Consider the following 12,039-nt stretch of genomic DNA (forward strand, 5'->3'; position numbering starts at 1 on the left):
CGCGGTGCGCCGGGCGAAGCTCCGGCGCACCCTTCCGGGCCGGACGAGGGCACCCCGCAAAGTGATACTTTGCGGGTGCCCGTCGCGGCTGCAGCCGCGACCGACGTGATGGCGCGCGATTCACTCGCGTGCCCGCCACAAGCGATAATGAAGGGCCGGGCTCACCCCCGGCCCTTCCCTTTCAACCCCCGAATCGCACCGAAAAAATCCCTCTTTCCAAAGCCCACCCGCTTTGCCACAAGCGTGCCCGAGCCTGGGGAGGCTCGATCGGGAGGGGTTTGCATGAAAACATCGGCATGGCGCGCGCTTGCGCTCGGTATCGCGCTGTCGCTCGCCGCGGCGCCGGCGCTGGCGCAGGAGAAGACCGGCAACAAGCCCGGCTTCGCGCTCAAGCCCGGTTCGGCGCGGATCGTCCTGATGCGCCCATCGATCAAGGTCGGCGCGCAATCGACCGGCGGCCTGTTCGAACCCAATGCCGACTGGACCGATCAGGCGCGCGAGAACATCGCCCGCGCGCTCGGCCGGGCGCAGGGCACGCTGGGCAACACCGTCGTCGATTACGCCGAGCCGGCGGGCGATGCGGTCCGCCAGACCGCCGAATATCGCGCGCTCTTCTCCGCGGTCGCCGATTCGGTGATTGCCTATCAGTTCTTCAAGGGCAACCGCCTGCCGACCAAGAAGCGCGCAGACAGCTTCGAATGGTCGATCGGTCGCGACGTCGCCGCGCTGCCCGGGCTGCAAGGCGCGGACTATGCGCTCTTCATCACCACCGAGGATCAATACGGATCGACCGGTCGCAAGCTCTTCCAGTTCGCCGCTGCGGCGTTGGTCGGCTACGGCGTGAAGTCTGGCGTGCACAAGGGCTATGCCGGGCTGATCGACCTCAAGACCGGCGACCTCGTCTGGCTCAATGCGGACATGGCGATGGGCGGCGACGTGCGCTCGCCCGACGGCGCGCAGAAGCGGGTCGGGCAATTGCTGGAAGGATTTCCCGGCGCGCCGATCGCGGCCGTTGCCGCTGCGGGCAAGTAGGGCCATGCGCGCCCTCGCCGTGGCGGCGTTCGCCGCCGCGCTCCCCCTAGCACTTGCGGCCGCGCCCGCTGCGGGCGAGAAGCTCGGGCCTCTTCCGACCTACACCGCCGCCTATCAACCGACCACCGTCGACGAGCGTGGGCTGTGGCAGCAGGCCGACGAGCAGGAGCGCGCGCTGCGCGATTCACCCGCGGTCATCCGCGACGCCGCGCTCAACGCCTATGTCAAAGGGGTGCTCTGCCACGCGGTGGGCGAGGATCGCTGCCGGTCCGTCCGCGTCTACATCGTCCGCGTACCCGCCTTCAACGCGACGATGTCGCCCAACGGTACGATGATCGTCTGGACCGGCTTGCTGCTGCGCGTCCGCAACGAGGCGGAACTTGCCGCGATCCTGGGCCATGAGTTCGGCCATTTCGAACTTCGCCACAGCCTGTCGAGCTTCAAGAGCGCACGCACGACGACCGACATCATGTCCTGGGCGTCGGTACTGGCCCCGTATAACAGCGGCTCGCTGGCGACCTCGCTGATCGGCCTGCATTTCTCGTACAACCGCGCGCAGGAAAGCGACGCCGATCTGATGGGGCTGCGCTACATGCGCGCTGCCAGCTATCGACCTGCAGCCTTTCCGCGAGTCTGGGAACGGATGATGGCGGAATCGGACGCGTCCGCACTGGGCCGGCGGCGCAAGGTAACCCATCGCTACAGCGCAGGATTCTTCGACTCGCACCCGACCGAACTCACCCGCATCGCCACGCTGCGTGCCGCCGCTGGGGCGGACATCGACATCGGCGAGGAGGGCATCGATCCGTTCACCGCGGCGATGCGGCCATGGCGCACGCAGTTCCTGGCCGATCAGATCAAGCTCAACGACTTCGGCGGTTCCGAATACCTGCTCGGCGAGCTTGCCGATCGCGACTGGACTCCCGACCTGCTCCTCGCGCGCGCCGACCTCTACCGCGAGCGCGGCAACCCGCGCGATCTCGTCAGCGCCGCGGAATTCTATCAGGCGGCAATCGACCACGGCTGCACCGATCCTGTCGCGTGGCGCGGCCTCGGCCTGTCGCTGCTCCGCGCGCAGCAGGCGGACGCTGGCCGCGCCGCGCTCGCCGCCTATCTCGCGCGCGCGCCGCAAGCGCCCGATCGCGCCGCCATGTCCATGCTCATCGGTTCCGGAGACGCCAAGTGAAGCCCACGCTCCCCCTTCTCGCCGTCGCGTTCGCCCTCGTCGCAGCGCCCGTCAGCGCCGGCAACACGCTCATCCCCGCGGGCAGGCGCGTCGCGGTGGCCAAGTCGACGCTCACCGTCGCGCCGCCGTCCGAATGGAACAAGCTCGGCGCACGTCCGGGACGCAATTCGGAGACCTGGACGATCGACGGCGATGCGCTGAACGACCTGACCTTTTACGGCGGCATCCCCGCGGGCAAGACGCTTTTCCGCGAAGTCGACAGGAAGAACCGCCCGCTGCCCAAGGTGTCGGCGACGATGCTGGTCACCGATATCCCCGCGCTGGTCGAGAACAGCTACCGCGTCGCGCTCAATACGCCGCTGTTCACCGTCGACACGCTGGAGCCCGCGCTGTTCGCCGGGCGGCAGGGCGTGCGTTTCACCTACAGCTTCACGCGCCCGGGCGAAGACCTGCCGCGCAAGGGCGAAGCGCGCGCCGCACTGGTCGGCGGCAAGCTCTACATGATCACCTTCGAAGCCCCCCGTCTCCACTTCTTCGACCGCAGCGTCGAGGCGTTCCGCAAGGTGGCGGATACCGCGAAGGTGTAGGGCCTTACGAAGTACCTGCCGCCCGGGCGATCCAAGCACCGTTGACTTCGTTGGCAATGCCACTATCAGCCGCGCCAACCCCGATCGCCTAATCGCGTGCGGGTCCGTCCGAGACAGCAGGTGCCGAGGGTTCGCCCAACGCTTGATTTCCTGCCGAGATGGGGAAATGGATTGTCCCGGCCGGCCTCGCGCTCGCCGGTCTGCCGCGCCTGCGTGGCGCCCATGCCCTTGTCGCTGGACACCCCGGGGGGTGTTCCCACTCTCCGGTAACGTTGAACCCTGTCGAGGCATCGCCTCGGCGGGATTTTGGAGATAGGCATGGATCGTGCTCAAAAAGCCGCGGCCGTTGCCGAACTGAACCGCACTTTTGCCGAGGTCGGCGTGGTGGTCGTCACCCGCAATCTCGGCATGACCGTCGCACAATCCACCGTGCTGCGGACAAAGATGCGCGAAGCCGGCGCGACCTACAAGGTCTCGAAGAACAAGCTCGCCAGGATCGCACTGGACGGGACCGACTACGGATCGCTCGGCGACATGCTGACCGGCCCCGTCGGGCTCGCCACCTCGACCGACCCGGTCGCCGCCGCCAAGGTTGCGGTCGACTTCGCGAAGACGAACGACAAGTTCGAAATCGTGGGCGGTGCGATGGGCGCAACCGCATTGGACGTCGCCGGCGTCCAGGCACTCGCCACGCTGCCGTCGCTCGACGAGCTGCGGGCGAAGATCGTCGGCCTGATCGTTGCTCCGGCGACGAAGCTGGCGACGATTACCCAAGCACCCGCGGCGCAGCTCGCGCGCGTCCTCTCGGCCTATGCCGAGAAGGAAGCCGCATAACTTTTCTCGTTGTTTTTGAAGGATTAGACACATGGCAGACCTGAATTCGCTCGTCGAGAGCCTGAGCGCCCTCACCGTCCTCGAAGCCGCCGAGCTGTCGAAGATGCTCGAAGAGAAGTGGGGCGTCTCGGCCGCCGCAGCCGTTGCGGCAGCCCCCGCCGGTGGCGGTGGTGCAGCAGCGCCCGCGGCCGAAGAGCAGACCGAGTTCGACGTGATCCTGACCGGCGACGGTGGCAAGAAGATCAACGTCATCAAGGAAGTGCGCACCATCACCGCGCTCGGCCTGACCGAAGCCAAGGCCCTCGTCGAGGGCGCGCCCAAGGCCGTCAAGGAAGGCGTGTCGAAGGACGAGGCCGCCAAGCTCAAGGCGCAGCTGGAAGCAGCCGGCGCGACTGTGGAGATCAAGTGAGCTGCTGCGCGGGATACGATTTAGCTGGATAATTCGCACCCGCGCAAGGCCGGCCGGCGGGCCTCGGCCCGTCCGACGTCATGGGCTTTGCCCATGACAGCTCCGTCAGAAAGAAGGGCGGCTCCGCACGACGGGGCCGCCCTTTTTTCTGCGCCCTCGCTTTATCCCCTCTCACCGCATGATCGCGAAACCCCAGCGTCGACCGCTGCTCCCGCAGCTTCCGTCGATCCGCGCGCCGTCCTGCGACAGCAGCCCCGTGCATGTCCCGCGATCGACGGTGAGATCGTTGACATAGGCATAGTCGAGCCTACGGCCGACGACAGTCCCCTCCCCCGATCCGGTCTTCTCGCCATCCTTGGACTGAACGTAGGACAGCTGCGTTCCGGCGACCTTGAGGTGGTAGCGGTAGCCGTCGTCGTCGTGCCAGGCTCCGGATACGCCAGCCTTCGCAGCCGTCTCCCTGGGCGCCGCGGGCGGGGTGGCGACCGCCGAACCTGGCGTCCCGCGTGGTTCGGCTGCCGTGGCGGCGTCCGCAGACTGGCTCCGCCCCTCACGCGCCACCGACACGCCGAAACCGATCGCCGCCAGCAGCATGACCGCAAAGACGCCGATCTTCACGCCGTCGCCCGAACGCTTGAAGAAATTGTAGCCGACGAACGACACCGCGAGGATGATGAGCGACAGCACGCCCAGGCTGCTCGACGCAGCGGCGGTGATGACCTTGGCGACGTCGATCGAACCCATCGGCTCCGCTCCTGCTCGCGCGGAACGATCTTGCGCGACTCCATCGCCGCTAGCAACCCGCTAGGAAATGTATCCCACGCCGGCCGCCGCGGTCGTCACTCGTCGGCGCAGCGCCGCACCGCTGGGCCGCGCGGCGACCTGGTCGATCATGCGCAGCGAATCCAGCCAGAAGGGCGCAAGCTTGGGCGAATCGACGCGCTCGACGCCGAGCACGAACGCCTGCGAGGTGCGGTGCTCCAGCCCGGCGGTGTCGCGGTGTTGGAGGTTCAGGACGACCAGCGGCACCAGCATCTCGCGCCCGCCGGCACGCATCGTTGGCAGCGCGTCGATCTGGCTGGCCGCGACGCTGCGAAACGTTCGCTCCTCGCCGGGTGCGAGCGCGAACGGCGATACCACCGGTCGCACGATCGGCTCGGCATTGGCGGCATCGATGTCGCCCGATTGGCCGCCATGCGCGGAAATCAGGACAAGCGCGGCGCGGATCGCCTCGGCCGGAGCATCGCCGGCGTTGGTAACGGTGATCTCGCAATCGGCGACCGCGGTCACGATGTTCAAGCCGGCGCGGACGGGGCGCAAGCCGACGGTGAGCCACGCGCCCGGCATCCCGGAGCGCGGCGGCAGCGGCTGCATGTCCGCGGCATGCCCCTCCCCTGCTGCGACGGAGATCGGTTCGCCGGGCGCATCGCGTTGATAGCGAAGCCACAGCAGCACGATCAGGACTGCAGCGCCGCCACCGAACAGCCAAGGCTGCCAATTGACACTCTCGACGGGCTGTACCCGCGCGGTGGTCGGCGTGGGCCTGCTGCGCGATGCGGCTATGGCGGGCGCCGCAACCGGCGCCGGAACAGGAGCCGCGCTCACCACGGGCATACGTGTGGGCGTCGCGCTCGGCGCCGGGCTGGGCGACGGCGAGGGACGCGGCGCGGCTGAGGGAGCAGGCATCGCGCGGAGAGTCGCCTGCGGCGAAAGCGTCGGGCTCGCAGCCGGAGCCGGCCTCGGCGTCGGTATGGGGGTAGGCCCCGGCGCCGGTGTCGGGATCAATGTCGGTGTCGGTGTCGGTGTCGGTGTCGGTGTCGGTGTCGGTGCCGGCACAACGATAATGGCAGGCGCAGGGATCGGCACCGTGGACGTCGGGGTCGCCGCTGGCGTCTGGGCCGCCAGGGGCGTCACCAGCGCACAGAGAACCGCGGTCGACAGAATACGCAAGACGGTCAAGGTTGGGCTTGGCTCCATGATGTGCGCCGCTTCTGGTCGCGCCGGTTTGACAGGGCAAGCCCCCAACCCTATATCGCGATCCATCACGAACCCCGAGACATGGAGCGCCGTCGCGCAGTGCTTCGTACGGATGGGGTTTGCGATCTCTTTGACGCCGGACGCCGCCGCATCTTGATGCGAGCGGCCTTTCGGCGTCTTCGCGCGCCCCGCCCCGGAGGGTTCCGGGCACGATATTTCTGCTGAAGGCGAGAAAACATGGCGACCAAGGCGATCGACCCGGGCACGGCCCGCCGCGAATCCTCGGGCGGGACCGCAAAGCGGCGCATCCGCAAGGTGTTCGGCAACATCCACGAAGTGGTGCAGATGCCGAACCTGATCGAGGTGCAACGCGAGAGCTACGAACAGTTCCTGCGTTCGGACAAGTCGATCGGCCACGTCTCCGGCCTGGAGAAGACGCTGCGCAGCGTGTTCCCGATCCAGGATTTCGCCGGCACCGCCTATCTCGACTTCGACGATTACGTCCTGGAGCCGCCGAAGTTCGACGTCGAGGAATGCCGCCAGCGCGGGATCACCTATGCCGCGCCGATGCGCGTCACCCTGCGGCTGACCGCGTTCGAGGTCGATCCCGATACCGAGGCCAAATCGGTCATCGATATCAAGGAGCAGGACGTCTACATGGGCGACATGCCGCTCATGACCGAGAACGGCACCTTCTTCATCAACGGCACCGAGCGCGTCATCGTCAGCCAGATGCACCGTTCGCCGGGCGTCCTGTTCGACCACGACCGCGGCAAGACGCACGCGAGCGGCAAGTTCCTGTTCGCGGCGCGCGTCATCCCGTACCGCGGCTCGTGGCTCGACTTCGAATTCGACGCCAAGGACATCGTCAAAGTCCGCATCGACCGCAAGCGCAAGCTGCCGGTAACGGCGCTGCTCTACGCGCTGGGGATGACGAGCGAGGATATTCTCAACACCTTCTACAACCGCGTCACCTACGGCCGCGGCCAGGGCGGCTGGATCATCCCGTTCGATCCTGCCAATTGGCGCGGGGTCAAGCCGCTGTTCGACATCGTCGACGCCAAGTCGGGCGAGGTCGTGTTCGCGGCGAGCCAGAAGATTTCGCCGCGCGCCGCCAACAAGGCCGCCAAGGACGGGCTCAGCGAGCTGCTGATTCCGACCGAGGAGATCTATGGCCGCTATTCGGCGTACGATCTCATCAACGAGACGACCGGCGAGATCTACGTCGAGGCGGGCGACGAGATCGGCGCCGAGAACCTCGAGAAGCTCGACAAGGCGGGAATCGAGCGGATCGAGCTGCTCGACATTGACCATGTCTCCACCGGTCCGTGGATCCGCAACACGCTGAAAGTCGACAAGGCCGAGGAGCGCGAGCAGGCGCTCAGCGACATCTACCGCGTCATGCGCCCCGGCGAGCCGCCGACGCTGGAGACCGCGGAGTCGCTGTTCTCGGGCCTGTTCTTCGATCCCGACCGCTACGACTTGTCCGCGGTCGGCCGCGTCAAGCTGAACATGCGCCTCGACCTCGACGCCGAGGACACGGTGACGACGCTGCGCACCGAGGATATCCTGGCGGTTATCAAGACGCTGGTCGGCCTCAAGGATGGCAAGGGCGAGATCGACGATATCGACAATCTCGGCAACCGCCGGGTGCGCTCGGTCGGTGAGCTGCTCGAGAACCAGTATCGCGTCGGTCTACTGCGCATGGAGCGTGCGGTTAAGGAGCGGATGAGTTCGGTCGACGTCTCGACCGTCATGCCCAACGACCTGATCAACGCCAAGCCCGCGGTTGCCGCGGTGCGCGAGTTCTTCGGCTCGTCGCAGCTCAGCCAGTTCATGGATCAAACCAACCCGCTCTCCGAAGTCACCCACAAGCGTCGCGTATCGGCGCTCGGGCCGGGCGGTCTGACGCGCGAGCGCGCAGGCTTCGAGGTTCGCGACGTCCATCCGACGCATTACGGCCGCATCTGCCCGATCGAGACGCCCGAAGGCCCAAACATCGGCCTGATCAACTCGCTCGCCAGCTTCTCGCGGGTGAACAAATACGGCTTCATCGAGACGCCGTACCGCAAGGTCGTCGACCACAAGGTCACCGACGACGTCGTCTATCTGTCGGCGATGGAGGAAGCCAAGCACACGATCGCGCAGGCCTCGGCCGAGCTGAATGGCGAAGGCGGCTTCTCGGAAGAGCTGGTGTCCTCGCGTCAGGCGGGCGACTTCCTGATGGCGCTCCCCGACAATATCACGTTGATGGACGTCAGCCCGAAGCAGCTTGTCTCGGTCGCCGCGTCGCTGATCCCGTTCCTGGAGAACGACGACGCCAACCGCGCGCTGATGGGATCGAACATGCAGCGCCAGGCGGTGCCGCTGGTCCAGGCCGAGGCGCCGTTCGTCGGCACCGGCATGGAGGAGACGGTCGCGCGCGATTCGGGCGCCGCGATCTCGGCGCGGCGGGCGGGCATCGTCGATCAGGTCGACGCCGCGCGTATCGTCATCCGGGCGACGGGTGACGTCGATGCGGGCAAGTCGGGCGTAGACATCTACACGCTGATGAAGTTCCAGCGTTCGAACCAGTCGACCTGCATCAACCAGCGTCCGCTGGTGAAGGTCGGCGACGTCATCCAGCAAGGCGACGTGCTGGCCGACGGTCCTTCGACCGAGTTCGGCGAGCTGGCGCTGGGGCGCAATGCGCTCGTCGCGTTCATGCCGTGGAACGGGTATAACTACGAGGATTCGATCCTCATCAGCGAGCGGATCGTGAAGGATGACGTATTCACGTCGATCCACATCGACGAGTTCGAGGTGATGGCCCGCGACACCAAGCTGGGGCCGGAGGACATCACCCGCGACATCCCCAACGTCGGCGAGGAAGCGCTGCGCAACATGGACGAGGCGGGCATCGTCTACGTCGGCGCCGAGGTCGAGCCGGGCGATATCCTGGTCGGCAAGATCACGCCGAAGGGCGAATCGCCGATGACGCCCGAGGAGAAACTGCTCCGCGCGATCTTCGGCGAAAAGGCGTCCGACGTGCGCGACACGTCGCTGCGCCTGCCGCCGGGCGTGTCGGGAACGGTCGTCGACGTGCGCGTCTTCAACCGCCACGGCATCGACAAGGACGAGCGCGCGATGGCGATCGAGCGCGAGGAGATCGAGCGGCTGAAGAAGGATTCCGACGACGAGCGCACGATCCTCAATCGTGCGACGTGGAGCCGCCTGCGCGAGATGCTGCTCGACCAGACCTCGACCTCGGTGCCGAAGGGCCTGAGGAAGGGCGCGGTCATCGACGCCGACCTGCTCGACCAGGTCGACCGCCATGAATGGTGGAAGTTCTCGGTTGCCGACGACAAGGTCCAGAGCGACCTGGAAGCGGTCAAGCAGCAATATGACGAAGCCGCCAAGCGAATCACCGACAAGTTCCACGACCGCCGCGAGAAGCTGGAGCGCGGCGACGAGCTGCCGCCGGGCGTACTCAAGATGGTCAAGGTGTTCGTCGCGGTGAAGCGCAAGCTGCAGCCCGGCGACAAGATGGCCGGCCGTCACGGCAACAAGGGTGTCATCAGCCGCATCCTGCCCGCCGAGGACATGCCGTTCCTGGCGGACGGGACGCCGGTCGACCTGGTGCTCAATCCGCTCGGCGTTCCTTCGCGAATGAACGTCGGGCAGATCTTCGAAACGCATCTTGGATGGGCCGCGCGTCAGCTCGGCCATCAGATCAAGGATGCGCTGGAGGAATGGCGCGATGCCAACCCGAACCCGAAGCCGGGCGCGATGCCCGACGCGGTGAAGGCGCGGCTGCTCGAAGTCTACGGCGACCATTATGCCGCGGACATCGAGGCGCGCGATGGCGACGAGCTCGTCGAGCTGGCCGAGAATTTGAAGACCGGCATCCCGATGGGCACTCCCGTGTTCGACGGCGCGCGCGAAAGCGACGTCACCGACATGCTGGCGCTGGCCGGGCTCGACGCTTCGGGTCAGTCGGACCTGTTCGACGGCCGCACCGGCGACCAGTTCGACCGCAAGGTGACGGTGGGCATCATCTACATGCTCAAGCTCCACCACCTTGTCGACGACAAGATTCACGCGCGTTCGATCGGCCCCTACAGCCTCGTCACCCAGCAGCCGCTGGGCGGCAAGGCGCAGTTCGGCGGCCAGCGCTTCGGCGAGATGGAGGTCTGGGCGCTCCAGGCCTATGGTGCGGCGTACACGCTCCAGGAGATGCTGACGGTGAAGTCCGACGACGTCGTCGGCCGCACCAAGGTCTACGAGGCGATCGTCAAGGGCGACGACACGTTCGAGGCGGGCATCCCGGAAAGCTTCAACGTGCTCGTCAAGGAGATGCGTTCGTTGGGCCTCAACGTCGATCTGCAGACGATGGCGCCCGAGCTGGACGCCGACGGCCTCGCGATCGCGGCGGAGTAGCTCTTCTGCTCCCTCTCCCGCCGGGAGAGGGAGGGAGGCGCAACGCGCCGGAAGGGTGAGGGTGACGAACGCTGGTCACCCTCACCTTCCCACTGCCTGACGGCAGCGGGCCCCTTCCTCTCCCGGGGGGAGAGGAGATTAGAAATTCAAAGGACAGCTTCATGAACGAACTGACCAACTTCGCCAATCCGGTTGCCAAGCCGGAGACCTTCGACTCGATCCAGATCGGCATCGCGTCCCCGGACAAGATCCGCTCGTGGTCGTTCGGCGAGATCAAGAAGCCCGAGACCATCAACTACCGCACGTTCAAGCCCGAGCGTGACGGCCTGTTCTGCGCGCGCATCTTCGGTCCGATCAAGGATTACGAATGCCTGTGCGGCAAGTACAAGCGGATGAAGTACAAGGGGATCGTCTGCGAGAAGTGCGGCGTCGAGGTCACCGTCTCCAAGGTTCGCCGCGAGCGGATGGGCCACATCGAGCTGGCCGCACCGGTCGCGCACATCTGGTTCCTGAAGTCGCTGCCGTCGCGCATCGGCCTGCTGCTCGACATGCAGCTGAAGCAGCTCGAGCGCGTGCTGTATTTCGAGGCGTACATCGTCATCGAGCCGGGCCTGACCCCGCTCGAAAAGTATCAGCTGATGACCGAGGACGAGCTCCTCGACGCGCAGGACCAGTACGGCGAGGACGCGTTCTCGGCCGGGATCGGCGCCGAGGCGGTCCGAATCATGCTGGAGTCGCTCGACCTCGTCGGCGAGCGCACCGCGCTGCTCGAAGAGCTGGCGGTCACCAAGTCCGAGCTGAAGCCCAAGAAGATCATCAAGCGGTTGAAGGTCGTCGAGAGCTTCATCGATTCAGGGAATCGCCCGGAGTGGATGATCCTCGAGGTCGTGCCGGTCATCCCGCCCGAGCTGCGCCCGCTGGTGCCGCTCGATGGCGGCCGCTTCGCGACGTCGGACCTCAACGATCTGTATCGCCGCGTCATCAACCGCAACAACCGCCTGAAGCGGCTGATGGAGCTGCGCGCGCCGGACATCATCGTCCGCAACGAAAAGCGCATGCTCCAGGAAGCGGTCGACGCGCTGTTCGACAACGGTCGCCGCGGCCGGACGATCACCGGCGCCAACAAGCGTCCGCTCAAGTCGCTGTCCGACATGCTCAAGGGCAAGCAGGGCCGCTTCCGCCAGAATCTGCTCGGCAAGCGCGTCGATTATTCGGGCCGCTCGGTCATCGTGACCGGGCCGGAGCTGAAGCTGCACCAGTGCGGCTTGCCCAAGAAGATGGCGCTCGAACTGTTCAAGCCGTTCATCTACGCCCGCCTGGACGCCAAGGGCCTGAGCATGACGCTCAAGCAGGCCAAGAAGTGGGTCGAGAAGGAGCGCAAGGAAGTCTGGGACATCCTGGACGAGGTGATCCGCGAGCATCCCGTCATGCTCAATCGCGCGCCGACGCTCCATCGTCTCGGCATCCAGGCGTTCGAGCCGGTGCTGATCGAGGGCAAGGCGATCCAGCTTCACCCGCTGGTCTGCTCGGCATTCAACGCCGACTTCGACGGCGATCAGATGGCGGTCCACGTGCCGCTGAGCCTCGAAGCGCAG

Annotated in this window: 9 protein-coding genes and 1 pseudogene; 8 read left to right on the plus strand and 2 right to left on the minus strand. The window is 66.4% G+C overall.

What is annotated here, in order from left to right; all coding sequences use genetic code 11:
- Window positions 1-282: 282 nt before the first annotated feature.
- The 5 genes from ACE5C1_RS03875 to rplL all read left to right on the plus strand — a co-directional run bounded on the left by ACE5C1_RS03875 (window position 283) and on the right by rplL (window position 4,048).
- Window positions 283-1,032, plus strand: coding sequence for a hypothetical protein (locus ACE5C1_RS03875; RefSeq protein ID WP_374942750.1), 750 nt, complete (start codon window positions 283-285; stop codon window positions 1,030-1,032).
- A gap of 4 nt (window positions 1,033-1,036) precedes the next feature.
- Window positions 1,037-2,218, plus strand: coding sequence for a M48 family metallopeptidase (locus ACE5C1_RS03880; protein ID WP_374942751.1), 1,182 nt, complete (start codon window positions 1,037-1,039; stop codon window positions 2,216-2,218).
- Window positions 2,215-2,805, plus strand: coding sequence for a hypothetical protein (locus tag ACE5C1_RS03885; protein WP_374942752.1), 591 nt, complete (start codon window positions 2,215-2,217; stop codon window positions 2,803-2,805). The genes ACE5C1_RS03880 and ACE5C1_RS03885 overlap by 4 nt, the downstream gene beginning before the upstream one ends.
- Window positions 2,806-3,123: 318 nt before the next feature.
- The gene (gene rplJ / locus ACE5C1_RS03890; protein WP_374942753.1) at window positions 3,124-3,639 is read left to right on the plus strand and encodes a 50S ribosomal protein L10; all 516 of its coding nucleotides are present in this window, start codon (window positions 3,124-3,126) and stop codon (window positions 3,637-3,639) included.
- A gap of 31 nt (window positions 3,640-3,670) precedes the next feature.
- Complete coding sequence (rplL, locus tag ACE5C1_RS03895) at window positions 3,671-4,048, plus strand: 50S ribosomal protein L7/L12 (RefSeq protein ID WP_374942754.1); 378 nt, start codon at window positions 3,671-3,673, stop codon at window positions 4,046-4,048.
- A gap of 171 nt (window positions 4,049-4,219) precedes the next feature.
- Here rplL and ACE5C1_RS03900 read toward each other — a convergent pair whose 3' ends face one another.
- Window positions 4,220-4,792 (minus strand): hypothetical protein, encoded by a 573-nt coding sequence (locus ACE5C1_RS03900; protein WP_374942755.1) that lies wholly within the window; start codon window positions 4,790-4,792, stop codon window positions 4,220-4,222.
- A gap of 60 nt (window positions 4,793-4,852) precedes the next feature.
- Entirely contained in the window at window positions 4,853-5,503 is a 651-nt protein-coding gene (locus ACE5C1_RS03905; RefSeq protein WP_374942756.1) for a hypothetical protein, read from the minus strand.
- 43 nt (window positions 5,504-5,546) lie between these two features.
- On the opposite strand from ACE5C1_RS03905, the gene ACE5C1_RS03910 reads away from it, so the two are divergent.
- From ACE5C1_RS03910 to ACE5C1_RS03920, 3 genes and pseudogenes are all read left to right on the plus strand, one after another.
- The gene (locus ACE5C1_RS03910) at window positions 5,547-6,182 is read left to right on the plus strand and encodes a hypothetical protein (protein WP_374942757.1); all 636 of its coding nucleotides are present in this window, start codon (window positions 5,547-5,549) and stop codon (window positions 6,180-6,182) included.
- Between the two features lie 80 nt (window positions 6,183-6,262).
- Window positions 6,263-10,444, plus strand: a complete 4,182-nt coding sequence (rpoB, locus tag ACE5C1_RS03915) for a DNA-directed RNA polymerase subunit beta (protein WP_374942758.1) — start codon at window positions 6,263-6,265, stop codon at window positions 10,442-10,444.
- Window positions 10,445-10,605: 161 nt separating this feature from the next.
- A pseudogene (locus ACE5C1_RS03920) lies at window positions 10,606-12,039 on the plus strand (DNA-directed RNA polymerase subunit beta'); the annotation flags it as partial.

Source organism: Sphingomonas sp. (assembly GCF_964263785.1).
Classification (GTDB): Bacteria; Pseudomonadota; Alphaproteobacteria; order Sphingomonadales; family Sphingomonadaceae; genus Sphingomonas.

Excerpts from the sequence above, each read along its gene's own strand:
- ACE5C1_RS03875 (WP_374942750.1), top strand. The coding sequence starts at position 283 with ATGAAAACATCGGCATGGCGCGCGCTTGCGCTCGGTATCGCGCTGTCG.
- ACE5C1_RS03880 (WP_374942751.1), top strand. The coding sequence starts at position 1,037 with ATGCGCGCCCTCGCCGTGGCGGCGTTCGCCGCCGCGCTCCCCCTAGCA.
- rplJ (WP_374942753.1), top strand. The coding sequence starts at position 3,124 with ATGGATCGTGCTCAAAAAGCCGCGGCCGTTGCCGAACTGAACCGCACT.
- rplL (WP_374942754.1), top strand. The coding sequence starts at position 3,671 with ATGGCAGACCTGAATTCGCTCGTCGAGAGCCTGAGCGCCCTCACCGTC.
- ACE5C1_RS03900 (WP_374942755.1), bottom strand. The coding sequence starts at position 4,792 with ATGGGTTCGATCGACGTCGCCAAGGTCATCACCGCCGCTGCGTCGAGC.
- rpoB (WP_374942758.1), top strand. The coding sequence starts at position 6,263 with ATGGCGACCAAGGCGATCGACCCGGGCACGGCCCGCCGCGAATCCTCG.